General features: G+C 37.2%; 19 protein-coding genes and 5 tRNA genes. 21 read left to right on the forward strand and 3 right to left on the reverse strand.

Going from position 1 to position 25,470, the window contains the following annotated elements; all coding sequences use genetic code 11:
- Positions 1-111: 111 nt before the first annotated feature.
- A complete protein-coding gene (locus QUE35_RS13405; protein WP_022599813.1) occupies positions 112-1,998 on the reverse strand; it encodes an alpha-L-fucosidase in 1,887 nt (628 codons plus the stop codon).
- Between the two features lie 237 nt (positions 1,999-2,235).
- On the opposite strand from QUE35_RS13405, the gene QUE35_RS13410 reads away from it, so the two are divergent.
- The 19 genes from QUE35_RS13410 (at position 2,236) to QUE35_RS13500 (ending at position 19,061) form a co-directional block, all read left to right on the forward strand.
- Positions 2,236-2,694 carry a DUF695 domain-containing protein gene (locus QUE35_RS13410; RefSeq protein WP_022599816.1) on the forward strand — a complete coding sequence of 153 codons (459 nt, stop codon included), beginning with the start codon at positions 2,236-2,238 and terminating at the stop codon, positions 2,692-2,694.
- Between the two features lie 116 nt (positions 2,695-2,810).
- Positions 2,811-3,353, forward strand: coding sequence for a DUF1599 domain-containing protein (locus tag QUE35_RS13415; protein ID WP_009317347.1), 543 nt, complete (start codon positions 2,811-2,813; stop codon positions 3,351-3,353).
- Positions 3,343-4,701 (forward strand): BT_3928 family protein, encoded by a 1,359-nt coding sequence (locus QUE35_RS13420; protein WP_022599818.1) that lies wholly within the window; start codon positions 3,343-3,345, stop codon positions 4,699-4,701. Before QUE35_RS13415 ends, QUE35_RS13420 begins: the two co-directional genes overlap by 11 nt.
- A 39-nt stretch (positions 4,702-4,740) precedes the next feature.
- Entirely contained in the window at positions 4,741-5,496 is a 756-nt protein-coding gene (gene tpiA, locus QUE35_RS13425; protein WP_009317345.1) for a triose-phosphate isomerase, read from the forward strand.
- 76 nt (positions 5,497-5,572) lie between these two features.
- Entirely contained in the window at positions 5,573-6,076 is a 504-nt protein-coding gene (locus tag QUE35_RS13430) for an SPOR domain-containing protein (protein WP_022599820.1), read from the forward strand.
- A gap of 22 nt (positions 6,077-6,098) precedes the next feature.
- A complete protein-coding gene (folE, locus tag QUE35_RS13435; RefSeq protein WP_022599822.1) occupies positions 6,099-6,698 on the forward strand; it encodes a GTP cyclohydrolase I FolE in 600 nt (199 codons plus the stop codon).
- A 143-nt stretch (positions 6,699-6,841) separates the two neighbouring features.
- Positions 6,842-6,914 (forward strand) — tRNA-Gly (locus QUE35_RS13440).
- Between the two features lie 45 nt (positions 6,915-6,959).
- Positions 6,960-7,035, forward strand: a tRNA-Gly gene (locus QUE35_RS13445).
- A 24-nt stretch (positions 7,036-7,059) separates the two neighbouring features.
- Positions 7,060-7,144: transfer RNA gene (locus tag QUE35_RS13450), tRNA-Leu, on the forward strand.
- Between the two features lie 18 nt (positions 7,145-7,162).
- Positions 7,163-7,246: transfer RNA gene (locus tag QUE35_RS13455), tRNA-Leu, on the forward strand.
- Positions 7,247-7,446: 200 nt separating this feature from the next.
- A complete protein-coding gene (locus QUE35_RS13460; protein WP_022599824.1) occupies positions 7,447-8,184 on the forward strand; it encodes a lysophospholipid acyltransferase family protein in 738 nt (245 codons plus the stop codon).
- A gap of 84 nt (positions 8,185-8,268) precedes the next feature.
- Positions 8,269-8,339: transfer RNA gene (locus QUE35_RS13465), tRNA-Gln, on the forward strand.
- A gap of 275 nt (positions 8,340-8,614) precedes the next feature.
- A complete protein-coding gene (locus QUE35_RS13470; RefSeq protein WP_022599826.1) occupies positions 8,615-9,391 on the forward strand; it encodes a Cof-type HAD-IIB family hydrolase in 777 nt (258 codons plus the stop codon).
- Positions 9,392-10,019: 628 nt separating this feature from the next.
- Positions 10,020-10,877 (forward strand): DUF3575 domain-containing protein, encoded by an 858-nt coding sequence (locus tag QUE35_RS13475; protein ID WP_022599828.1) that lies wholly within the window; start codon positions 10,020-10,022, stop codon positions 10,875-10,877.
- 184 nt (positions 10,878-11,061) lie between these two features.
- Positions 11,062-12,030 carry an OmpA family protein gene (locus QUE35_RS13480; protein WP_022599832.1) on the forward strand — a complete coding sequence of 323 codons (969 nt, stop codon included), beginning with the start codon at positions 11,062-11,064 and terminating at the stop codon, positions 12,028-12,030.
- A gap of 28 nt (positions 12,031-12,058) precedes the next feature.
- Positions 12,059-13,270, forward strand: coding sequence for a fimbrial protein (locus QUE35_RS13485; protein WP_022599834.1), 1,212 nt, complete (start codon positions 12,059-12,061; stop codon positions 13,268-13,270).
- Positions 13,271-13,535: 265 nt separating this feature from the next.
- Positions 13,536-14,435, forward strand: a complete 900-nt coding sequence (locus tag QUE35_RS13490) for a FimB/Mfa2 family fimbrial subunit (RefSeq protein WP_044261362.1) — start codon at positions 13,536-13,538, stop codon at positions 14,433-14,435.
- Positions 14,436-14,448: 13 nt separating this feature from the next.
- Positions 14,449-15,891, forward strand: coding sequence for a fimbrial protein (locus QUE35_RS13495; RefSeq protein ID WP_022599837.1), 1,443 nt, complete (start codon positions 14,449-14,451; stop codon positions 15,889-15,891).
- Between the two features lie 29 nt (positions 15,892-15,920).
- The gene (locus QUE35_RS13500) at positions 15,921-19,061 is read left to right on the forward strand and encodes a hypothetical protein (protein WP_044261380.1); all 3,141 of its coding nucleotides are present in this window, start codon (positions 15,921-15,923) and stop codon (positions 19,059-19,061) included.
- Between the two features lie 158 nt (positions 19,062-19,219).
- Here the strand turns inward: QUE35_RS13500 and QUE35_RS13505 are convergent, their stop codons facing one another.
- Both QUE35_RS13505 and QUE35_RS13510 read right to left on the reverse strand, forming a co-directional pair.
- Positions 19,220-19,927 carry a LytR/AlgR family response regulator transcription factor gene (locus QUE35_RS13505; RefSeq protein WP_022599841.1) on the reverse strand — a complete coding sequence of 236 codons (708 nt, stop codon included), beginning with the start codon at positions 19,925-19,927 and terminating at the stop codon, positions 19,220-19,222.
- Positions 19,924-20,991: a sensor histidine kinase gene (locus QUE35_RS13510; protein WP_022599843.1), complete on the reverse strand. Its 1,068-nt coding sequence runs from the start codon at positions 20,989-20,991 to the stop codon at positions 19,924-19,926. Before QUE35_RS13510 ends, QUE35_RS13505 begins: the two co-directional genes overlap by 4 nt.
- A gap of 209 nt (positions 20,992-21,200) precedes the next feature.
- Here QUE35_RS13510 and QUE35_RS13515 point away from each other — a divergent pair, with 209 nt between their 5' ends.
- Together QUE35_RS13515 and QUE35_RS13520 are read left to right on the forward strand one after the other, a co-directional pair.
- Positions 21,201-22,307: an efflux RND transporter periplasmic adaptor subunit gene (locus tag QUE35_RS13515; RefSeq protein WP_022599845.1), complete on the forward strand. Its 1,107-nt coding sequence runs from the start codon at positions 21,201-21,203 to the stop codon at positions 22,305-22,307.
- 8 nt (positions 22,308-22,315) lie between these two features.
- Entirely contained in the window at positions 22,316-25,462 is a 3,147-nt protein-coding gene (locus QUE35_RS13520) for an efflux RND transporter permease subunit (RefSeq protein ID WP_022599847.1), read from the forward strand.
- Positions 25,463-25,470 lie beyond the last annotated feature (8 nt).

Raw genomic sequence — 25,470 nt, forward strand, 5'->3', positions numbered from 1 at the left:
CTGTTTATAGTCGCCAAAGATAGTTATTTTTATCCGGTGATGAAAATTCACTTAACCATAAAGGATATGTTTTCAAAAAACAGATCCTTTATGGTTAAGTGTAAAAGCTTATTATTGAATACCGATTTCTGAAAATCCTATGGGTTCGCCTTCATTGATCATTTTAACTGCTTTCAAGAAAAGATAACGGGTATTTACAGGAGTAAAGTAGACGGATTGGAGTATAGGGTTATGTTTTATATTGGAAAATTCACCTTTTGCTATTGTCTTATCGATATTTTGACCGTCATTGCTTGTCATGAGTTCGTATAAAGCAATGAGACCTTTATTGTATTCACTCTGGTCGGGTAGATAATGGAATGATGAGATAACACGCTCTTCTCCGAAATCGATTATTACCGTGTTACTCTTTATAAAACAAGATGTGGAGTCGTTTCCGTCTGTCGCTTTCAGAATTTCGTTATCAGAAATACCTTGGATTTTAAAAGGAAAACTATTTAATTTTTTTGTATCGGTTTTGAACGAAATTTCATCGGTCTCTCCTGCATAATAAGCCTCGATATTGTTGATGCATGGGCATGCCCGGGAATCGGTTATGTTTATGCGGATTGTATCCGTATTTATTGTTTCGAACCGGAGTAACCGTTTATATCCGATAGTAGTCGTTTCTTCATTCAATTTTACGGGAAACCACTTGCCGTTTTTACGATGTTCTACAGAAAATGTTTTTACACGTTGTCCTAACGGGATATATTCCTGCAACATCATTCGGTTGATTTTTTTCTTTTCCGGTAAAGAAAATTCTATTGTGGCGGATTTGATACTATCTTCGGTTGCCCAATAGGTATCGTATTCTCGGTCAGTTATTGCTTTTGCAGTAAATTTTCCGCCTCTTTCGTTAGATACTGAAGGTGTAATACCGGCTAATAGATTATTTGCTAATTGCTTTTGGATGTTTTTGTAGAAGGTTACGGCATTGGCAGAGTCTATGGGGTGAATCAACCCGTTTCGGTCAACAGGGAAGTTAAGCAATAGCGTTGCGTTGTGCCCTACGCTGCGGTAATAAAGATCGGTCAATTGATCTACATTTTTCACCTGATTGTCTTCTTCGGGATGATAAAACCATCCCGGACGAATAGAAACATCGCATTCGGCCGCTACCCATTGATCGCCGTCGGCATGACCGTATTGCAGTGTACGGTATTTTTCATAGCCGGGAAAGACTTCTCCTGTACGTAAAAAAGACCAGTTTGTTGCTCCTGCAAAACCTTTTTCATTTCCTACCCAACGGCAACCGGGTCCTCCATCCGAAAAAATGATGGCCTGCGGTTGCAATTCACTCAGCATCTTGTATATTTCAGGATAATTGTAATAGTTTTTGCGATCGATGGTACGATTTTCTTTCGCTCCTCCATACCATCCGTCTCCTCCGTTAGCTCCATCGAACCATACTTCGAATACTTCTCCGTAATCGGTCATTAATTCTCGCAGTTGTTTATGAAAATAATCTACATATTCTGGTGTTCCGTAGTTGGCTTGATGTCTGTCCCACGGTGAAAGATATACGGCAAATTTGATACCATATTTTTTGCAAGCTGCTGCCAGTTCACCGACAATATCGCCTTTCCCTCCTTTATATGGTGTATTCCGAATACAGTATTCTGTTAGTTTTGTCGGCCATAAACAAAAGCCGTCATGATGTTTTGCTGTAAGGATAACTCCTTTCATTCCGGATGCGACGAATGTTTTTACCCACTGTTCACAATCGAGCCTTGCGGGATTAAAGGTTTTGGGATCTGAGTCTCCGTATCCCCATTCACGGTCATTGAATGTGTTTAACCCGAAATGAACAAATGCATAGGTTTCCATTTTCTGCCATTCTACCTGTTTTGGTTCTGGTATCGGAAGAATTGCCTCGGGAGCTTTAACGGTCGGGGCACATGCACCGGATAAAAATAATGCGGTTATTGCGCAAAAAAGATCGATATGTTTTTTCATCGTGTCATTAAATAGGTTAAATATTATGGACAAAGATAGTCTTTTTATAAAAAGAATCCGAAAAAATACATTTCATTTTGATATAAACGAATAAGTTTCAGATATTTTTCGCTTTGGGGAGAACTCATTTGATGTTTGCGAACGACGTGGATTGTTGTAAAATATTTCTGTGTAATTTTAAACAGGGACTAAATTATCTCTATCTTTGTAGAACCGGTAATTAAAAACAAATAGGAAATGAAGTTGTCTAATAATTGGTTTACGACTGTTTCAGAAACTGAGAACGGAGCTATGGTGATTGTTTGCGGTCGTGATGATTTGGAGTTGTATGTACGTTCAGGAAAATTTAAGGAACGGGTTGAAATTTATTGGAAGTATAATGGTGATAGTAGAGGAATGCCTTGTGAGTCTGACGCTCGTGTGATGGAACCGGTACAGGATGCTCTGCAAAAGGCTATGGAAAAAGACAAACTGGCGATATTAACAGGTGTATATACCGGTGATAATGAACGGACATGGGTTTTTTATACACGAAATGTTCCGGCTTTCGGGGAGATGTTGAATAAGGCTTTGTCTTCTTTCGAAAAACTTCCGATAGTGATTTATACAGAAAAAGATCCCGATTGGAATGAATATCATGAAATGTATGAGTTGCGGCAGGAAGAAGGTAGTGACGATGTGCTTGCTGATGAATAAGGCAGGGATTGATATATTGTCCGGATTTAATTTGATTTGGGTCTTGGAGAAATCAAGGTTTTTATAAAACCTGATTTCATTGTTTTTTGTACCTTTGTACCCGAAAAATATTTTTTATGACAGATACGGTTGCACAATTTGAACATGTTATAAGCATTTGTCGTGATCTGTATGCCAAAAAGCTGAAAGATTACGGCCCTTCATGGCGTATCATGCGTCCTCAATCCATAACCGACCAAATATTTATTAAAGCTAACCGGATTCGGAGCATTGAGATTAAGGGAGAATGTAAAGTCGACGAGGGGATTCGCTCTGAGTTGATAGCGATAGTTAATTATGGTATTATCGGTCTTATCCAATTGGAGTTAGGATATTCAGATGGAGAAGACATTTCTGTAGAGAAGGCTCTTGAGCTGTATGACAAGTATATGGATGAGACCAAACGTTTAATGTATGCTAAAAATCATGATTATGACGAGGCTTGGCGTAGTATGCGGACGAGTTCTTATACTGATCTTATTTTGATGAAAATATACCGTACTAAGCAGATCGAAAATAATGAGGGGAAAACACTCGTTTCTGAAGGAGTGGATGCTAATTATATGGATATGATCAATTATTCTCTTTTCGGATTGATAAAATTGGAGTATGGAGAATAAAACGGAAATAAAAGATTCATCGGTACGAAATCGGATTTTATGGCTGCTGGTAATAGCCTCTCGGTTGATTGTCGGGGCGACTTTTATCTTTTCCGGTTTTGTAAAAGCAATTGATCCTACAGGATCTGCTATTAAATTCGAAGAATATTTTTCTGTTTTAGGTATCGGATTTTTATCTCCTTTATCTCTTTTTTTCGGTGTAGTATTAGCTGCATTTGAGTTTTTGCTGGGAATAAACACTTTGCTCGGTTCTTACCGCAAATTGACCTCATGGCTAGTTTTGTTGGTCATGTGTTTTATGACTCCGTTGACACTTTATCTGGCGATAGCCGATCCTGTAAGCGATTGCGGGTGTTTTGGGGATGCCCTTGTCTTGACCAATTGGGAGACTTTTTTTAAAAATGTTTTTTTACTGATTCCTGTATTATTCCTTATCCGTTATAATAGTTTGGTAAAAGGAGTATATAATAAATCTGTTCAGTGGCTTACGGTATTATATTCTCTTATATTTGCTCTTGCTTTGGCATGGTTTGGAGTTTATTTTCAGCCTATATTGGATTTTCGTCCTTATAAAGTAGGAATGAATATATTAGATGCTATGCCGGGTGGAAATATTGATGCAGGAGATGATTATCTTTTTGTTTACGAGAAAGAAGGTATCCGAAAAGAATTTTCTTTAAATGATATTCCTATGGATGATACTACATGGGTATTTGTAGATCGGATAGAGAAAAAAAATATATCGGATAAAAAGAAGTCTTCAATCGAGGATTTTATTATTCGTTCTGGAGAAGATGATGTTGACATAGCTCGGGATATATTGGAAGATCCGCAATATACTTTTTTATTGCTTACACCTTCCTTAGAAAATGCGGACGAAAGTGAGATTGATAAAATAAACGATTTGTATGATTATGCACTGGCTTATGGATATAATTTTTATTGCGTGACTGCATCATCTGATTCGGCAATTGCTGTTTGGCAGGATAATACAGGAGCTGATTATCCTTTTTATAAGATGGATGAGACTACGATAAAAACGATTATACGGGGTAATCCGGGTGTAATGTTACTACATAAAGGAACGATTGTATGGAAACAGCTTCCTTCGCATTTGCCGGACGAAGCTCAGTTGAATGATAAAATAGAAAATCTTCCGATCGGACGTACGTGGATATATGACGGATCGAAGAATTTAGGAATATTGGTATTGATTTATACCGTGCCGATGTTCATTTTGTTGTTGACTGAAAAAACAGTTGCCGCTATTATCGGCAAAATACGAGAAGCCCGGCGAAAGAGGAGAGAAAAAAAATCTTCTTTGGTATCTCCGGAAAAACAAGAGTAATAGTTATTTTATTATATAACCACACAATTAATATTTGTTATGAGAAAAAACATTGTTGCAGGTAACTGGAAAATGAACAAGACACTCCAAGAAGGTCTTGAATTGGCTAAAGGTATTGAGGCTGCTTTGGCGGGAAAAACTCCTAATTGCGATGTGATTATCGGTACTCCTTTTATTCATTTAGCCTCTGTTGTAGATGCTATCGATACGAATAAAATAGGCGTTGCTGCAGAAAACTGTGCAGATAAAGCTTCTGGCGCTTATACTGGAGAGGTTTCTGCCCAGATGGTTGCTTCTACAGGAGCTAAGTATGTAATTCTCGGTCATTCAGAACGCCGTGCTTATTATCATGAAACTCCGGAAATTTTAAAAGAGAAGACGATTCTTGCTTTGGCTAATGGTTTGACTCCTATTTTCTGTATTGGCGAAGTGCTTGAGGAAAGAGAAGCCGGGAAACATTTTGATGTAGTGAAAGCTCAGATAGAAGAATCTTTGTTTAATTTGTCAGCAGAAGATTTTGGGAAAATCATATTGGCTTATGAACCGGTATGGGCTATCGGAACAGGAAAAACTGCTACTGCAGAACAGGCTCAAGAAATGCATGCGTTTATTCGTAAAACTATTGCTGATAAATATGGCAATGAAGTTGCTGAAAACTGTTCTATTCTTTATGGAGGAAGTTGTAAGCCTTCGAATGCGAAAGAATTGTTTGCAAATAAAGATGTGGACGGAGGACTTATCGGAGGAGCAGCTTTGGAAGTCGATTCCTTTATGGGTATTATCAACGCATTTTAAATAATTAAACAGGCTATAAACTGCAAAAGTAAGATAGAATACTTACTTTTGCAGTTTTCTTATCTGTATAAAGCCTATGAAAAGAAGAACTGTTTTATCGATCGTTTTATTATCGCTTATAGATTGGTGTGGTGCATACGCTCAGGTGCAGGTAGCAGATACTTCAATTGTCCAGTCGTTAGAGCGTGTTACCGGAAATGCACGTGTCCGTTTGTTTCAGGATGCGCGTCTTACCGATCGTCTGGCAAGGCGGACAGGTAATATCGTTTTATCCGGAATATCGTCGAGAGATCAGAATTATATAACGGTTCGCGGGTATCGAATACAAGTGTTTTCGGATAATAATCAGAGAAGATCCAAAGATGAAGCTTATCAGAAAGCTTCTATGATAAAAGATGCAGATCCGGAATTGTCCACTTACGTTACGTTTACATCTCCTTTTTGGAGACTTAGGGTGGGAGACTTTCGTTCATTTGAAGAAGCGAATCTCAAGTTGATCGAATTAAAGAATACATTTCCTCAATTTCGGGAAATGCGTGTTGTGAAGGATATGATCCGCTTAACACGTATTGTAGAATGAAGATTATAAAGACTTTGGTAATATGCAAAAGGTACAGGACCGGTTATCTGATCAAGAAAAGGAAGATTTGATAGCCGGACATTATAAAAGTATATTGGAGTTATTGGGTGAAGATGTAAACCGGGAGGGATTAGAAAAAACACCTATACGGGTTGCTCGTGCTATGAAATTTTTAACGAGCGGTTATGACCAGTCGCCTGAAGAGATTCTCCGTTCAGCTATCTTTCATGAAAATTATGGAGATTCTCAGCGAATAGTTCTTGTAAAAGATATAGAGTTCTATTCTTTGTGTGAACATCACTTGCTTCCTTTCTTCGGTAAAGTGCATATCGGATATATGCCGGGAGATAAAATTGTGGGTTTGAGTAAACCTGCGCGGCTTGTTGATGCTTTTGCACGGAGGTTTCAGGTTCAAGAACGTATGACTCGGGAGATACTCGATTGTTTTGATTCTGTAATCGAACCGTATGGGACTATCGTTATGGTAGAGGCGCGTCATCTGTGTATGCAGATGAGAGGGGTTGAAAAACAGAATGCATCGACTACGACTTGTTTATATTCTGGCAATTTTAAGGACAGAGAATTGAGAGAAGAATTTTTTTCGATGTTACGCAATCGTTGATATGAAGGGATCGTTTGATATGATTTAGATATTAAGCGGTTAGTATTCAAAAAGTAACAAAAACAGGATCGTAAAAAAGGTGAAAAAATAATATTTTGCATTTGCACAACTCAAAATAACACCTTATATTTGCAGTCGCAATTGCGAAAGTAGCTCAGTTGGTAGAGCATAACCTTGCCAAGGTTAGGGTCGCGGGTTCGAGTCCCGTCTTTCGCTCTGATGTTTTTACGGGGGTAAAAAATTTTAAATTGATAATTTTATGCGAAAGTAGCTCAGTTGGTAGAGCATAACCTTGCCAAGGTTAGGGTCGCGGGTTCGAGTCCCGTCTTTCGCTCCACGGTTTTTCCGTGACAGCGAGTAAGCCCAAATGGCGGAATTGGTAGACGCGCTAGTTTCAGGGACTAGTGTTTATTGCGAACGTGCAGGTTCGAGTCCTGTTTTGGGCACGCTTCAAAAACAACGATGTCCGGGTGGTGAAATTGGTAGACACGCTACTTTGAGGGGGTAGTGATCATTGGATCGTGTGAGTTCGAATCTCATCTCGGACACTAAAAGGGTTCTGCAAACTAATTTGCAGAACCCTTTTTTCCTTTTTAGAGAGAGGTTTTATTCCTGATAAGGAATGTTGGTTTGAAAACTTTCTTAATGATTCTCGAACAGCAAGAATCCTGAAAAGCTGTTGTATTTCTAAAACTTAACAGCTACCTTTGTCTTTATATATTGATTGTAATTAACCGTAGTGTATTTTATGTTAAGAATACTGTTCTTTTTTTACCAGTGGCTTATTGCATTTCCTATTTTATTAGTATTGACTATAATAACAGCATTAGTGACAATTGTCGGCTGTTTTATCGGAGACAGTAAAGTTTGGGGATATTATCCGGGACGCATTTGGTCTCAGCTTTTTTGTTGGATCTCGTTTGTGCGAGTTAAAGTAAAAGGTCGGGAAAATATCGATAAGAAAACTTCTTATGTTTTTGTCGCAAATCATCAGGGAGCGTATGACATTTTTTTAATTTATGGCTTCTTAGGACATAATTTTAAATGGATGATGAAAAAAAGCCTCAGACGCATACCATTTGTCGGAAAAGCTTGTGCTGCAGCCGGACATATATTTGTAGATCGTTCCGGGCCTAAAAGTATTCGGGAAACATTGGATATGGCAGAACAGACGTTGAGACACGGCATGTCCTTAGTTGTCTTTCCTGAAGGATCGCGTACATGGAACGGGAAACTTCAACGCTTTAAGAAAGGGGCTTATCAGTTGGCTATTGATTTAAATTTGCCCGTAGTACCTTTAACGATTGACGGATCTTTCTCTGTGTTGCCTCGTTCGTCATATTTGATAAAACCTGGAAAAATGATTTTGACGATTCATAAACCTCTATTCCCTGACCCTATTTCAGGACATGATATTGAAACGCTTATGAAAAAGTCATACGAAGCAGTTGAGTTAGCTTTGCCTAAAGAGGAAACAGCCTTGTAAAAAAAACTTAATCGAAAGTAAAAAATATCGGTATGGTTTTGTAATAGAAAAATAAATTCGCACCTTTGCAGCGCAATAAAAAATTGTCCTGTGGTGTAACGGTAGCACATCGGATTCTGGTTCCGCTTGTGAGGGTTCGAATCCTTCCAGGACAACATGTATATTTATAACCCGCTTATTATCAATTGAATAATAGGTGGGTTTGTTTTTTATTGGAATTGTTGACGATTTTTTATCTCTACTTTTCAGTTTGCTAAAATCAAAAAAAATTGCCATCCTGCTTTCAAAATCTGAAAAGAATTATTATAATTTTGCAAGTCAACCATAATGATGTTGTAGTAAATTTGATATGAGTAGTTATTGTGCCTTTACAAGTTGTCGATAATAAACTAATAGAGTTGTAAACTTCTTATAATATAATTTCTTAAATATGATAAGGGCGATATTTTTAGATGTTGACGGTACGTTGGTAAGTTTTGATACTCATCGTGTGCCTCAGTCGGCAATAGATGCGTTACGGCAAGTCCATAATTCGGGGTGTAAAATTATTATCGCAACAGGACGAGCTGCAAGTGATTTGCATGAAATAGAAGAAGTCCCTTTTGATGCCGTAATAGCCCTTAATGGTTCGGATTGCGTCTTGAGAGACGGTACTTCCGTGTCTAAAAAACAAATTTCTGATAAAGATTTTCAGAAAGCTTATGCTCTTTCTCGACAATTTGGGTTTCCGATAGCCGTTGAAACGAATAACGGAATTTTTGTCAATGAGTTGAACTCTATCGTTATAGAATTGGCGAGATTGGTAGATCATCCTGTTCCGCCGGTCATTGATATAGAAAAGGAGTTTATCGAAGGTAAATGTTGCCAGCTATGTTTTTATTGTGATGAAGAGACGGAAAAAGAAGTTATGGCTCAACTTCCGAATCTTTCCGCTTCCAGGTGGCATCCGATTTTTGCGGATATAAATGTGAAAGGCGTTGATAAAGCATCTGGTATTAGAGAATTTGCTTTTTATTATGATTTTGATATTTCGCATACAATAGCTTTTGGAGATGGGGGAAATGATATTTCAATGCTTCGGGAAGCCGGTATAGGGGTAGCTATGGGTGGGGCTGCCGAGTCTATACGAGCGGTGTCCGACTATGTAACAGACACGGTTGATAATGATGGCATTCGAAATGCGTTAATTCATTTTGGCTTTATTTGAAAAAATCGAGACTTTTTTGTGACATTGTAAAAATATTGAAAAGGTAAAAAAGAGTTTTTTAAGATTCGATAGAAATCTTATGTTGATAAGATGTATTATATGGGGGCATGATCGATTATCCGTAATTTTTCTAATGTTTAAAGAAAAGGTTAGGAAATAAAGGTGAAATTATTATAGATGAACGGTTAGAGTTATAGAAAAGTAAGAATTTTTATAATAAGTATATGGAGGGCTGTTTAAGTATTACCTTAGACAGTCCTCTATATATTTTATTTTCGCTTAATAAATTATATCATATATGCTTAGACAGGCTATTGAAGTCCTATTTTTATTTTTTCTCAAGAATTATTACGATAAGATTTATTTTCTTAAGAACAAATTGGTGTTTGTAAGTGTTAGATAATCACATCTTGATAATAAGCTATAAAGGGTTATAATGCAATTAAAAATATCGTTAGAGTTGAATAAGAATGGAATAGGATTGTTAATCGGTTTGTTAATATTTCCTTCAAAGTTAATGACGATATTTATTCTTGACGAAAGTATCAGGATTCACATTTGGAGAACTTTATTTTCTAAATATAACCTTGATCGTGATTAATTAACCAACTAAAGTTTGACTGTAATAATGCAGTGTACAATTAAAGAAGAATTAAAGCAGTTGATGAATAGGATTTTATGTGTTCTTATCGGTATAGTGTCTGTTCTCTTTTCAGGACAAGCACAAGAGAATTTTCCGATTTCGATCAATGTAGAACCTGACGCGATAAACTTCCTTGAACTTGATTGGGTTAAAATCACTGAATATAACAATTCCTTGATCCAGAAGAGAAAAAATTCTTTTGTATCTGTACTGTCTGATACTATTTCTGTTACCGATACGGTTATCGATAATACGGTTCTTTTGTCTGATAGTGCGGTAATCAATATTTGTGCGGAGACTTCTTGGGAAAAAATAAGCCCCCGGAATTTATATTGGAATCTTAAAACAAACCTTTTGTATGCTGCAACATTAACTCCAAATCTGGGGTTGGAAATTAGTTGGGGAACACAGTTGAGTTTAAATATAACGGGAAGTTATAATCCTTGGAATCGTAAGGGTAAAAAGGGGGATAATGATAAGATTGTACACTGGATGGCACAACCGGAGCTGAGGTATTGGTTTTGTGAACCGACAGGTGGCCATTTTATTGGTATTCATGCTATTGTGACTAAATATAATATTGGTGGGCATAAATTTTTCCACATTTTTGATAAAGGATATCGATATGAAGGTTGGGGAGTCGGTGGTGGATTTACTTATGGATATAGTTGGTTCTTGTCTAAAAAATGGGCGATTGAAGGATTTCTCGGTATTGGGGTAGTACGGCTTGGCTTTGATAAGTCGAATAATCGTATCTGGTGTTGTACTAAATCAGAGCATTTTACTAAGACATACTTTGGGTTAACGAAAGTTGGTATTTCATTGATTTATAATATTAAATAAAAGAATAATGAGAGTATCAAAAAATATAATTATGTTCTTGTTTTTTTCATTGTTGACATTTGTTTGTGGTGAGATAATAGCGGGAGAAAGAAACAGAAGAGGTCGGTTATCTATCTCTAACATTCAGATACAGAATATTGGTGATAGTATAAGACTTTGTTTTGATTGTATTCCTGATTTGACTATGTTAAAAAAGAAGGAGAGAATTATAGTAACTCCTGTCATATTTGACAGCATTCGTCAAACTACTTTTTCTTCATTTGCGATAGTTGGAAAGAAAGAAAAAACGGCATTTATTCGAAGTGTTGATTATCAGACAAACATGAAAATAACAGACGATAGTGGATTATTTGCATATAAAGCCGCTATAAAATATGCAGATTGGATGAAAGGGAGCACACTGGCTTTTAATACTGTAACTAAATTGTGTGCTAAACGATTTGTGCAAGAGACTGTTTATGTAAAAGGAAAAGTCTTGCAAGATCCTGATATAAAAATTGTTGAAATTGTTAAAGCCGTTGAACCTGTTTTAAGTACTGCTGAGAAGTTGGCTCTGGATTATACCTTTCTTATTCCGGTTTCTCAAAGAATTGATTTTGATAAAACAAATAGAAAAGATGCTGTTTCTGTTTTATTTTGTCCGGGATCTTCTATATTATCATCTGATTATCAAAATAATGGTAAAAATTTAGACTTGTTGGTCAGTATTATTGATGAAATTAATAGATCTTCAGATAGTCGGATTACGGATATTTTGATTATCGGTTATGCTTCTCCTGAAGGAAGATATCGTTTGAATTTGGATTTTGCAGAAAAGCGAGCTATCGCTTTAAGGGATTATTTAGTACAGGAAACGGATATGCCTGTAGAATCGTTTAAAGTAATCAATGGAGGGATAGATTGGCAGGGCTTGTATCAATTGGTGAATGAATCTGATATGGTAGAAAAAGAAGAAATTCTCAAGATCATTGCTCCTTCTGTCATTGGAGAGGAGCAGGTTCGGAATGACAAGCTTATACATTTAAGAGATGGAGTTCCTTATCGATATATGTTAAAGAACTTTTTCCCTCAATTGCGTTCAAGTACTTGCGTTAGGATATTCTACAAGAATGTAGATGGGGAAAATGATAAAAGCTTTTATAATTGTTTGTAAAACAACTTAATAACTAAATTTTAGGATTATGAAAATTAAAAATTTATTAGCAGTTTCTATGGCTGCATTTGTATTATTGTCATGTAATGACTCAGACAATGGTTTGTCCGAACCTGCTGTTCAAGGTAAGAAAGCGGCGATTACTGTTAATATTAAAGGAAACGCTGATACTCGTGCATTGAGTGGAGAAGTTGCCGGATCGACTGATGAGAATGCTATTAAATCGTTAGAGTTTTTTGTTTTTAATGCTGACGGTTCTTATCAAAAATATTTTAAACCAGAGGCTTTGGCTTCGAATAACCAGTATACATTTCTTGTCGATGCAGGAAATTTGACGATTCTTACTGCTGTTAATCAGAATTTGGGTGAGCCTTCTCCTGCTCCTTCACTGTTGGCTGATTTTAAAAAAAGTAGTCTTTATAAAGATTTGGTACTGGATGGTTCTAATTCCCGTGCAGATATAAGTACATCAACGGGATTTGCTATGGCAGCAGAAGGGACGATTAATGTTGTGGAAGGAGAAACAAACACTTTAAACCTTACCGTTCGTCGTTTATTGAGTAAGATTGAAGCACCTAAAGTAGATCCGTCAAGTCAGATTACAGCACCTAAAGCTGATTTGCTCGAAATATTGGGACTCGGAACAAGTGGAACGGTTCCCGAAGATTTAAAATGGACTTTTGACGGTTATATGGTTATCAATGGGATAAACCAATCGCGAGCTTTCGAATATAATGACCTTGAAAATTGGGTACGTTTTGAAACTGCATCTAATTTCAAAACGACATTTTCTATAAATGGAGAAACTGTTGAAACTGTATACTCTACAAAAAATGATGATGCAGACGAAACGAAGAATGGTTTTTTGCCGGTTACCTATGAAAAGCCGGTTTATGTATATGAAAATGTACCGACGATCTTGCAAGGTGGTAATGGGTCGGCTGCAACGGTATTTGATAAGGATGAGGTCGTAGCTTTTATTATTCAGGGAACATTTTCTGGTACAGGAGTGAGTGGAGTCACCCGTTATTGGAGAGTTAATTTATTGAAAGATGATGCATGGAAGATTTATCGTAACAGTATTTATCGTGTGACGATGAAAGATATTAAAACTGTAGGTTGGGCTACTCCGAAAGATGCTGAAGAAGAAGGGCCAGTAGTTAGTCCGGAGGAAAGTTCTATCTCTATCAATATTGAAGTCGCAAAATGGGATGTGAGAACCCAAAATGTTGATTTATAATTGAGATGAACGACTATTACCGTTATTCCTAAGGAGAATATTATTTCAGTTTTAGAAATCTGTTTAAGTTTTCTGCTAAAAATTATGTCTCCGACTTTTATGAGTTTTCTGGGTGTTGTTTTTTGTTCCTGTATGTTATGTAGCCTGTTACGCTCTTTATCGGAACAAAAAATGTCCTTGAAAACAGTTTTCAAAAAAGTCCTGTGTAAAACTTAAACAGACTCTTAGGAATAACGGTAAATAATTAATAGTAAATTGTTATATCGTGAAGAAAGTAATTCTGATATTGTTGATAATAATATCTTGCATGGGGTGTACTTACGAAGGTCCGCACTACGGCTGTGATAGAGGATCTCTGAATTTGGTCTTCACGTATGAGGGTAATACTGATAATTTTGATCTATCGGTAGCCAGTGATATAGAATTGTATTTGTATAATAGTGAAGGTAATAAGATAGAAATGAGGCATATTCCTTATAACGATATAAAAGGAGGGCAACCTTATTCTTTTGAGTTGCAATATACAGGAACTACATATCTCGTGGCATGGACTTTATCGGGAGATAAAGATATTGATAAAGAACCGCTTATGTTTCTTAATGAAGAAAATTATTCAGAGATAAGATTTGCAATGAGCAAAAAAACAATGCGGCAATCGCAGATGTATAATGGTTCTGCACAAGACCTTTTTTGGAAGAATCTTATTTTTGATTCAAATCCTTTGGAAGAAAAAAATGTAAATGTTGAGGTCAAGAAACTGTTATGCAATATTACTGTCACAATAGAAGAGGGAAACAGTTTTAAGATTCAGTATCCTGGAGAACTCAGAGTGAATATTTGGGGATCGTCAGATTCATACCATGTTTCTGAAAACCAACAATCTGGTGACGGGATTGTGATAGAAGATAAATTTTCATATATCGAGAGTCGTGATGAATATGTTTCCGAGAATAAGGTATTACCGGCTTCTATAGATTCGGAGAGTGGTGAGGAAGATAACATTGTGGTCACGCTTTTTGAGGATGGAATAGCCCGATTGAGAGTAGATACAGAAGCTAAGGCACGAGAAGGTTCTCAAATAGATATTGTGATCAGACCTACGAAGCAGGAGGCAATTATTACGGTCGATTCATGGCAGATTCGTAAAGCTTTGGTCATGCTTTAAAAATAATAATAGTATGAAAAATTTATCTATATTACAGATTGTTTTTGTATTGGTAGGATTCTACTCTTGTCAAAATAAACTTGATGATGAATCGTCAGTTGCTTATTCTTCTGGAGAGTCTGAAGTTGAAATATCTATTTTGACGGATTTTACAACCCGTGGTGTTGAGCTGTCTGTTCCGGATGAAAGTATTATCGATGACCTTGATGTATTGCTTTTTGATTCTGATGGAAAATTTCTTTGCTGGCGAACTACTTTTAAAATAAATGGAAAGTTACGAACTACTCTTCCGGTGGGAGAAGGTTATGATGCCTATTTTTTTGCTAATTGTCGTTCGTTTATTGAGAAGTTGCTTCCTGATGAAGCTGCTGTTATCCGATATAAAGGGGTTGCCGATTGGGAAGTATTTCGAAAAGAGTTGGTCGATATAGCTCCTCAAAGGCTCTTACAAAATGGTACGTCTTTTACAAGTTTACCTATGTGGGGAATTTTGAAGGGGCAGGAAGTAAAAGATGGAGTGATTAATTATTGGCCATTACTAAGTCTTATTCGTTCGGTAGCTTCAGTAGATATTTATGTATCTGCCAATATTGATGATTTTATGCTAAATGATGCTACTTTATATCATGTTCCGGATAGAGGTTTTTTAGGTAATAGTTCGGATAATATCATAAACAATCAGGTTCAAACATCTGATTCTCCTACAGATATGAAAACTATTTTGACTTTAGAATCAAATGGTTATGATGAGATTAACCGATCTATTGCAAATAAACTTTATTTATATGATAATGATACTGAAGACGAATTTGGAAATCAAAAACATACTCGTTTGGTGATTGGAGCCCAATATAAGGGCACAAAATATTATTATCCTATAGATTTTGAAAGTTCTGAGACGGATAAACTTGTTGAAATTGTACGAAATAGAAAATATGTATTTAATATTAATTCGGTTAGCGGTCCTGGATATACTGATAAGGAAACTGCTGCTGAACAGCCTTCTATTCATTTGAATGTCAATGTGGTCGAGTGGAGTATGGCTGCAGGACAAATGGGATCGAGCGGAAATTACTATTTGTGGACAGAAAGTCGTGAGGTTACGTTATACCGTGATTTGAATTCATCTGTTGTTGTCGGGGTGGAAAGTAATATTCTCTCTAAAGTTATAGACTTATCATTTAAAACCGATGTGAATGGGCCTGTTCATGTGTTGACGAACGGTATTCAGAATAATCGTTTTAAAGTCGAATTGATTGATGATGAGGACGGATATCCAAAGAGTCTTAGAATAACGGCATTAGGAGAATTTGATCCAACAATGGCTGCTGCTAATTCTGATACTCTTGTGTTACTTTCTGGAAGAATTAGGCTAGAAATACAGATCTTACGTTATAATAAAGGTGTAAATGACTGGGAATTGGATGGAGATATTAACGTTGATTTAGGAGAATAATTGATATGTATAACGATAAAAATTATAGTATGAAAAAAATATTGTGGTATGTTTTCCTTTTGATAACGGCTGTTTTTACGTCTTGTAGAATAGATGATGAAGATCGGTTTTCTTCAGGAAAGAACGGTAAATTGATTATAAATTTCAGTGTTCAAGATCCTACCAGTGGATTGGCAACACGAGCGGCAATAGCTCCTGAGGAAGGTGAGGAAAATGTAAAGACAATCGATTTGATCTTTTTTGAATCGAATAATAATGGTACGGGGACTTTTAAAGGTTGGAAAGAGTTGTCTGCCACATCGGAGAATCCGTTGGTGATGAATACTGATATGGCATTTGATTTTTCTGATCTTGGACTAAATATGACAGATGCTTATGATATTTTGGTAGTAGCCAATATTGGCGATAACTATTTATCAGCAGATAGTTCTCAGACTTTGGATGAGTGGAAGGCTGCGATTAAAAGTAAAAATTTTAAAGAAGCAAAAGCCGATATTAAGGTATTTTTGACAGGTACGGATGAAAACGCACCGGAATATACGACTAAACCGTTAGAAAGTGAGGCATTATTGATGAGCACTTCATTAAGAAAAGAGTCTCAGGATACAAAAATCAGCATAGTATTGCAGCGTGCTGTTTCTCGTTTTGACGTTTATAATTCGGCTGCTGGATATACTCTTGAGTCAGTGTCGGTCTGGAATGCATATCCGTCTCTCTTTGTCTGGAATGGAGAACCGAATTCTTTCGATAAAAAAGCGAAACGTATTACAAGACTTTATGGTGTGGAGAATGAAGCTGATGGTAATATTGTCGGAAAATTGTATGCTTTTGAGAATTATGTAGCATCTCCTAAGCAAAACGATGAGGTTACGACTTGCTTGATTATTGGTGTAAGAAATAATAGCTCCGGTACGATTTCATATCATCGGGCCAATGTACACCCGCTTGAATCAGGACAGTCGCTCAAACGTAACAATGTATATAAATTGACCATAAACTCAGTTAAGAAAGAAGGTTATACTACAGAACTGGAAGCTTATAAGGGGGAGACAGCATCGTTAAGTTATTCTATTAATTATTGGGATATGGACAGTCATGGAACTGTACAGTTTGACGGAGACAATATTTTGGCTATACCGACAAAAAAAGTAATGTTTACTCCTAATGGAGGCAGTTATAATTTGGGGATATTTACTTTTGGAGAGGGAACATTATCTCTTAGTAAAAAAGTGCTTGATGACGGTATATCTGTTAGTTTGAACGGTAAGACATTGACAGTCACAGCTACAATGTTGAATGATGTAAAAGATGAACGCAATGGCATTGTCGAACTTACGTTTGGCAATTTGAAGGCAACTATCGATATCGTTCAGTTAGAAGGAGGAGATCTTTATTTGAAGTTGAATCCTAAAAGTATACCTAATTTTGCAAATGGTGCTGGTGTCGCAGCACCTTCTATTGCCGTAGAGGGTTCGGGAGACTGGAATGCTACTATTTATCCTCCGGGTGCAGGAGCATTCTTTTCTTTCGTGCAAACTGGTACTTCTGCCGTAACCGATTATGATAGTGATAAGGCTTTTAATAACATTATTCCGATCTATACTCATACAGCTAACACAGCGACCGCTCCTCGTTACGGTTTTTTGGTAGTCAGTCTGAAGGAAGATCCTTCGGTACAGAGTACAATGTTGTTGATTCAAAATGGAGAACCCGGATTTGAATTGACTCCGTCTGTATCTTCTATTGATTTTGAATATGATGGAGAATTGACAATTACAGGGAATAATACTAATACTTTCCTTGTCAATCCGGGATTGAATACCGATGGAACTTCTGTGAACCAGTGGCGATATGTTCTTGAAGGTGATAATACTGGTGCATTTGAAATAAAAGATGTTCATGACGACGCGAATTTAAAACTTAACCGCATAACCGTGACGGCAAAGGAGAATGCAAGTAATAATACTTTGAATGCCAGATTGCATTTAGAGTTAGTAGCCGATCCTAATGTAAAATCTCAAGTGATTACAATCACTCAAAAACCGATGACTTTAAATACGGGTATTGTAGGTAATACATTATATGTATCTGAAAATAAGGATGAAACGCAATTTGTAAATTTGCAAAGCGGTAAGAATATGAAGTGGATTGCAGAACTGGAACAACCAGAACCGGCATTGGCTCATACTTATGTCATAAAAATGGTTGGAGAAAACGGTACGGAAATGCCGTGGGGAACTGAATATGCAATAGGAACTAAATTTAAGATTCAATTGCCTAAAACTTTGTATAAAGATGCAAACCGTGATATAACTTATCATGTGAAATTGAATTTGGTAGGGACGGATGTTTCGGCTCGTCTTGCAGTTGTTAGGACAGTGCTTAAGCCTATAGCGATTAATGTTGCCAATCTTTATGGAGGATACGGTGCATTGGGAAATGGAATTTTGAGTACATTCCGAGATTATGGTAATTATCCGACATTCTTTGGTCCTCAGGGAATAGTTTATACACCGGTAACGCCTACTTTGCCAAATAACGAAAGTAACAGTGCCGGAGTAGGTTCTAATATTCCTGATAATGTCAATGTCCTTTTCTCAGGAAGATATGCGACTTCAGTTTCTAATTACTATGATAATTTGATTACTTGGTTAGAGAATAGTCCTAATAAAAACAGATTTGCTGTGATTTCTCTTGATAATAGTAATTCAGAAAATCAAGCATTATTTGCAAAATTTGCTTCTTGGGGTTATAAATATAGAGGGAATAGCGGATCGTACGCTACTTGGGTGACAACCCATGCCAATGACCCAGTATGGGATTATATAGTTAAGAATGGGCCGTTCAGTAATTATAGACCATCTCAGCAAATTAATTTTAACGCATCGTTTTATAGGGATGGAATAAGCGGAACTTTTGATGTCCCGGCTGGAGTAACTAACGTATTGGAAGTTGCGGGTAATGGTTGCTCTTTATCTATTGATCTGCAAAAAAGAGTCATATTTATCGGAGATACTCAACATACCAATACGTGGACACCAACTTATAGCGGTTTGGCGACTGTTACGGATAATGAGTATTATGGTCGCGGAGTATTGTGGGCTACTCTATGGGCGATAATTTATAATACGGCTCAGTATGGAGATCATTTCACGGATGCACTTAAGTGATGTTAATTATAATGCTCGATAATTAAATAGATGAAACTTATCCGAGACAATATTGATATAGTCTCGATAAGTTTCATCTATTTATATTATTGGGATAGAGTTTAATTGCGTATTACTCTGATTTAAATATATATATAGCTTTTGATAGTCGATATTTGTTACTGCTGTCTGTTATCAGTCAAAAAATCATATATTTCTTTTGCATAACGCCTTCCTACCGGTATAGGCCTTGATAATCCTTTTAGCCATATTTCTTGTTTAGAAAATTTTTGTATGCGGTTTGTGGGTATGAGGAATGAACGGTGTACTCTTAAAAAAGTGTTTTGTGGTAACATTTTATGAATGGTTTTGATATTGAGCCGTGATATTACGCTATTACCGTTTATTCTGTGTATTTTACAATAATTTTCTAAAGCCTCGATATAGAAAATATCGGATAGCAATATATTTATGTTGTTATATTCCTGCTTGACAACGATTGTCTCTTGATCGTTCTTATTGTTCCATACCGAAATATTCCGTATGGCTTTTTCAATTGCCCTGTCGAAACGGTCATAAGCTATAGGTTTATGTAGGAAGTCTACTGCATCGAGATTAAAGCCGTCAAGAGCATATTGAGCATGAGCCGTAGTAAATATCAAGCAACAGTTATGAGGCAGCTTTTTTGCAATTTCCAATCCGTTAAGACCGTTCATCTCTATATCGAGAAATACTATATCGGGTTTATCTTTTTTTATTTCTTCTAATCCTATACGAGGCTCACAGAAAGTTTTTAACTCAATGTTCCCTTTCCTTTCGCAAAATTGTTTGATTACCAGTAGTGCGATCGGTTCGTCATCGATAGCTATGCAGTTGATTCGTTTCATGTTCGAGACAATTGTATCGTTAATTTAGTCAAGAACTCCTGTTTATTATTATCTTTTTCGGTAATAAGAGTAAAAAGTCCGGGATAGAGCAATTGCAGACGTTTTCTGCAATTTTCGATGCCGATAGATGATTCACCTTCTTTTTTTTCTTTCATGATAGAGTTGCGAGTCTTGAAAAGCAGAACACCGTCTTCGACTATGATTCGTATAAGTATAGTGCAATCTTCAGAAGACGACGTCCCGTATTTAAAAGCATTTTCGACAAATGTAATCAATATCATAGGAGGGATAAGAACGAGTTCTTCGTCTGTACGGCTTTCAAAAATGACTTTTGTGTGGTGATTTAATCTGAGTTTCTGTAATTCCACATATTGCCGTATATATTCGATTTCGTTATTTATGTCTATTTTTTCTATTGAAGTATTATCGTACATGTATTTAAGAATGTTCGAAAATTTTACAAATGCAGATTCTGTCAGATCTGATTTAGTGATGACCAAACCATAAAGCGTATTGAGCGTATTAAATAGAAAATGCGGATTTATCTGAGCTTTATACATCGCTAACTCGGCTTTGTTTTTTTCTGCTTCAATTTCTTGTTTTTGTAACATTTGGCGGAATAGTTCGAAGGTTACTTCAATGGCTAAACTAAATCCGGATACGATCAAGAAGAAAAACCATATGGTTTGGGCGTGTAAGTGACGGCGAAAATCTATGGGTAATTTAGACCCGAATTTATCGGATATGGGGAAATGTGTTAATAGTTCTGTAATTAGTGTCAATATGATGATCAGGATAATGATATGTAAATATTTTCTTTTTAAAAAGAGCGAGGGAATATTAGCTTTTCTATAAGTAAAATAAAGTAAGTATAAATATAAAACCAAAGTTCCGACAAAAACAGGTTGGGTTTTGATCCATTTGTCAACCGGAACTAATAGGATAATCAATGGCAAGATAACCAAGCAGAAAAGTAAATCGACATAGTGTATTATTTGAGGATACCGTATAAATGTATAATATGCAGTTTCCTTGCCTTTACCTTTGAGATTTTTAAATAGCATCAGGGTATTATAATATATTCGTAAAATATCAAATCTTTATCACAAAGATAAATATTAGATGCTATACCTCAAAAATTACTTATTGTCGTTAATCAACACATTCCTGTCGTTAATCAACACTTTTATAATATGTAGCAAAATCCTTTTATTTTTGCCATTACTTGTTTTGTATCTCATTATGTAATGTAATAATTAATCAACTATACCCAATGAAATACCTCATTATTCCTATTTTATCGGGGCTTATACTGCTCTATTCGTGCGGATCTCAGCCTCAGGAACAAACATCTGCTAAGTATAAAACTTTGAATGTTGGATTCAGTAATCAAACGCTTAAGAGAGATTATACCGCTACGCTTCGAGGGCGGCAATATGTGGAGATACGTCCGCAGGTAAGCGGTATAATCACGAAAATTTGTATGAATGAAGGGGATGTCGTACATAGGGGACAAGTTCTTTTTGTTATCGATCAAGTTCCGTATAAAGCTGCGCTTGAGACGGCTATGGCTAATGTGAAGAGTGCCGAATCTAAACTTGCGACAGCAAAACTTACTGCTGAAAGTAAAGAGGAACTGTTTCGGGAGAATGTGGTTTCTGAATTCGATTTGCAAACTGCCCGTAATGCTCTTGCCGAAGCTCAAGCTGCACTTGCTTTGGCTCGTGCCGAGGAGATAAATGCACGTAATAATCTTTCTTATACAGAAGTAAAAAGTCCGGTAGATGGAGTCGCCAGTATGATTCCTTATCGTGTAGGAGCTCTTGTCGATAGTAATATTTCAGAACCGTTAGTCACGGTTTCTGATGATAACGAAGTCTTTGCTTATTTCTCGATGGACGAGAATCAAATTCTGGATCTTGTACAACAATATGGTTCGTTGCAGAAAACAATGGAGCAAATGCCTGAAGTAGAATTGATGCTCAGTAATGGTAAAGTTTATCAATATTCCGGTAAAATTGATGCTATTAGCGGAACCGTTGATAGCGGGACGGGTGCAGTAAGTCTTCGTGCTTCATTTAAAAATCCGGATAAGTTGTTACGCAATGGTGGTAGCGGAAAAGTGATCGTTCCTACTCATCGAGACAGTGTAATTGTTATTCCTCAAACTGCGACTTATGAATTGCAAAATCGCATTTTTGTCTATAAAGTAGTTGACGGTAAGGCGAAGTCTGCACCGATTGAAGTGTTCCGACTGAATAACGGTACGGAATATATTGTCGAGGCGGGACTCGTCCCCGGTGATGTTATTATTGCCGAAGGTGCAGGTCTTGTGCGTGAAGGAACAGTAATCGATTCTCATACTTCCACTAATGAATAATCTGCATTATGAAAATCAGAACATTTATTGACCGGCCTATTTTATCGGTTGTTATTTCGGTTGTTATTTTGATTGTTGGATTGATAGGACTTTCGCAGCTCCCTATCGAACAATTCCCTGAAATCGCACCTCCTACCGTCAGTGTTTCTGCTACTTATACAGGAGCAAATGCCGAGACTGTGCAAAAGAGTGTCGTTGTTCCTCTTGAGGAGGCATTGAACGGAGTGGAAAATATGATGTATATGACCTCTACTGCAACCAATACCGGTTCGGCACGAATTACTATTTATTTCCGTCAAGGTACTGATCCCGATATGGCGACAGTCAATGTCCAGAATCGTATTGCAACGGCGCAGGGATTATTACCTGCAGAAGTAACGAAAAGCGGTATTACTGTACGTAAGCGTCAGACAAGTAATATCAAAGCATTGGCCCTTTATAGTCCGGATAATTCGTTTGATGAGAGCTTTCTTAATAATTATTTGAAGATTAATATCGAACCGCGTCTTTCTCGTATTGCCGGAGTAGGTGAGGTTAATGTAATGGGAGCGGATTATTCTTTGCGCATTTGGCTTGATCCCGGTAAAATGGCTAAATATAACTTGATGCCGTCGGATATTGCTGCCGTACTTGATGAGCAGAATTTAGAAGCTCCTACCGGAACACTTGGTGCGGAATCTGAAAACACATTCCAATATGTCCTGAAATACCGGGGACGTTATGAAGAAGAAAAAGATTATGAAAATTTGGTAATCCGTTCTTTAGAAAGCGGAGAAGTCCTTCGTTTGAAAGACGTGGCGCGTATAGAATTGGGTTCTAGCTCTTATACCTATATAGGAGAAGTAAACGGACATCCCGGATCTAACTGTATGATTGCACAAACATCCGGGTCGAATGCTAATGAAATTATAGAAGAAATAGACAAAGTAGCAGCAGAAATTTCGAAAACTTTGCCTAAAGGTATGGAGTTGGTGGACTTGATGAGTTCTAAAGATTTTTTGGATGCTTCTATTCAAAATGTGATAAAAACGCTTGTTGAAGCTATTTTACTGGTGATTTTGGTGGTGTATGTGTTTTTGCAAAGCATGCGTTCTACTTTTATTCCGGCAATCTCGATAGTTGTTTCTTTAGTGGGTACATTCGCTTTTTTATATGTGGCAGGTTTTAGCTTGAATATGTTGACCTTGTTTGCATTGGTATTGGTAATCGGTACTGTGGTGGATGATGCTATCGTTGTCGTAGAAGCTGTTCAGGCAAAATTCGATGAAGGGTATAAATCTTCATACCGGGCTACGATTGATGCGATGGGGGGGATCACTTCTGCATTGGTAACGACGACATTTGTCTTTATGGCAGTCTTTATTCCTGTCAGTTTTATGGGAGGAACGACCGGTACGTTTTACACGCAATTCGGTTTGACAATGGCTGTTGCCGTAGCAATCTCTTTGGTCAATGCCTTGACGTTAAGTCCTGCTCTTTGTGCTTTGATTATGACTCCTCACGAAGTTGCAGCCGATGGAAAGAAAATGAGTTTCTCCTCTCGTTTTCATATTGCATTCGACAGTGCTTTTCACCGTTTGGTACAGAAATATAAAACGGGAGTTTTCTTTATGCTGAAACGGAAATGGTTGGCTTTAGTTTTACTGCTGGTAGCTTTTGGCGGCTTGTTTATTTTGATGAAAACGACTAAAACCGGACTTGTTCCGCAGGAAGATATGGGGACTATATTTGTTGATGTGCGAACTTCACCGGGAAATACTTTGGAAGAGACAAAAGTTATTATGGATGAAGTGGATAGACGTATTAGTGATATTCCGCAAATACGAATGTTTTCTAAAGTGACGGGTAACGGAATGATCAGTGGACAAGGATCGTCTAACGGTATGTTTATTGTCCGTCTGAAACAGTGGGATGAGCGTCAGGAAAAAGAGGATGAAATAAATGCCGTTATTGATGAGATATACCGGCGTACAGATGATATATCCTCGGCTCAGATCATGGCTTTTGCCCAACCCATGATTCCGGGATATGGAGTGAGTAGTGGTTTTGAAATTTATGTACAAGATCAAAAAGGCGGTTCTGTAGAAGATTTGCTGAAATACACGAGGCAAATGATTGAGAAACTGAATGCACGACCGGAGATCGGACGTGCAACGACCTCGTTTGATACCAAATTCCCTCAGTATATGGTCGAGGTCGATGCTGCTCGCTGTAAGCGCAACGGAGTATCGCCGTCAGATGTGTTAAGTACCTTATCGGGATATATCGGTGGTAATTATGCCTCGAATATGAACCGTTTTTCAAAACTTTATCGTGTAATGGTGCAGGCATCTCCTGAGTTTCGGTTAGATACAGAAGCGTTGAATAATATGTTCGTTCGTAATTCAGATGGAGAGATGTCCCCTATTAGCCAGTATTTGACGTTAACTCGGGTATATGGCTCTGAGACTTTAACCCGTTTTAATCTTTTTTCCGCTATATCCGTCAATGGAGCGCCTGCTACCGGTTATAGTTCCGGACAAGCTATTCAGGCGGTACGTGAAGTTGCCGAAGAGACATTACCTGCCGGTTATGGTTTCGAGTTTGGCGGAATGTCACGAGAAGAATCTTCAACAGGAAATACGACTGTATTGGTGTTTGTCATTTGTGTAGTATTTATTTATTTGATTCTGTGTGCTCTTTACGAAAGTTTGTTTATTCCTTTGGCGGTTATTCTATCAGTACCGTTCGGATTGACAGGAAGTTTCCTTTTTGCCAAAATGTTCGGTTTGGAAAATAATATCTATTTGCAGACAGGTTTGATCATGCTGATCGGTTTGTTGGCAAAAACAGCTATTTTGTTGACAGAATATGCTTCGGAACGACGTCATCAAGGGATGAGCATTACACAAGCTGCGGTGTCTGCAGCAGAAGTGCGTTTGCGACCTATTTTAATGACCTCATTGACGATGATCTTCGGTATGTTGCCGTTAATGTTTGCTTCGGGGGTAGGAGCAAACGGAAATATTTCTATCGGTGTCGGGACAGTCGGCGGTATGTTGATCGGTACTATAGCCTTGTTGTTTATCGTACCGGTTTTGTTTATCGTGTTCCAATATCTGCAAGAGAAAATTATGCCTCAGCGTAAAGTATCGAAATTGGAGGAGGAGAACTAATTGAAAAG

Source organism: Coprobacter fastidiosus, from assembly GCF_030296935.1.
In the GTDB taxonomy this organism is placed as follows: Bacteria; Bacteroidota; Bacteroidia; order Bacteroidales; family Coprobacteraceae; genus Coprobacter; species Coprobacter fastidiosus.

Coding starts and splice junctions, on each gene's coding strand:
- QUE35_RS13485 (WP_022599834.1), top strand. CDS start 12,059: ATGAAAATTAAAAATTTATTAGCAGTTTCTATGGCTGCATTTGTATTA.
- QUE35_RS13475 (WP_022599828.1), top strand. CDS start 10,020: ATGCAGTGTACAATTAAAGAAGAATTAAAGCAGTTGATGAATAGGATT.
- QUE35_RS13520 (WP_022599847.1), top strand. CDS start 22,316: ATGAAAATCAGAACATTTATTGACCGGCCTATTTTATCGGTTGTTATT.
- tpiA (WP_009317345.1), top strand. CDS start 4,741: ATGAGAAAAAACATTGTTGCAGGTAACTGGAAAATGAACAAGACACTC.
- QUE35_RS13500 (WP_044261380.1), top strand. CDS start 15,921: ATGAAAAAAATATTGTGGTATGTTTTCCTTTTGATAACGGCTGTTTTT.
- QUE35_RS13420 (WP_022599818.1), top strand. CDS start 3,343: ATGGAGAATAAAACGGAAATAAAAGATTCATCGGTACGAAATCGGATT.
- QUE35_RS13510 (WP_022599843.1), bottom strand. CDS start 20,991: ATGCTATTTAAAAATCTCAAAGGTAAAGGCAAGGAAACTGCATATTAT.
- QUE35_RS13405 (WP_022599813.1), bottom strand. CDS start 1,998: ATGAAAAAACATATCGATCTTTTTTGCGCAATAACCGCATTATTTTTA.
- QUE35_RS13480 (WP_022599832.1), top strand. CDS start 11,062: ATGTTAAAAAAGAAGGAGAGAATTATAGTAACTCCTGTCATATTTGAC.
- QUE35_RS13470 (WP_022599826.1), top strand. CDS start 8,615: ATGATAAGGGCGATATTTTTAGATGTTGACGGTACGTTGGTAAGTTTT.
- QUE35_RS13495 (WP_022599837.1), top strand. CDS start 14,449: ATGAAAAATTTATCTATATTACAGATTGTTTTTGTATTGGTAGGATTC.
- QUE35_RS13410 (WP_022599816.1), top strand. CDS start 2,236: ATGAAGTTGTCTAATAATTGGTTTACGACTGTTTCAGAAACTGAGAAC.
- QUE35_RS13415 (WP_009317347.1), top strand. CDS start 2,811: ATGACAGATACGGTTGCACAATTTGAACATGTTATAAGCATTTGTCGT.
- QUE35_RS13515 (WP_022599845.1), top strand. CDS start 21,201: ATGAAATACCTCATTATTCCTATTTTATCGGGGCTTATACTGCTCTAT.
- QUE35_RS13460 (WP_022599824.1), top strand. CDS start 7,447: ATGTTAAGAATACTGTTCTTTTTTTACCAGTGGCTTATTGCATTTCCT.
- QUE35_RS13430 (WP_022599820.1), top strand. CDS start 5,573: ATGAAAAGAAGAACTGTTTTATCGATCGTTTTATTATCGCTTATAGAT.
- folE (WP_022599822.1), top strand. CDS start 6,099: ATGCAAAAGGTACAGGACCGGTTATCTGATCAAGAAAAGGAAGATTTG.
- QUE35_RS13505 (WP_022599841.1), bottom strand. CDS start 19,927: ATGAAACGAATCAACTGCATAGCTATCGATGACGAACCGATCGCACTA.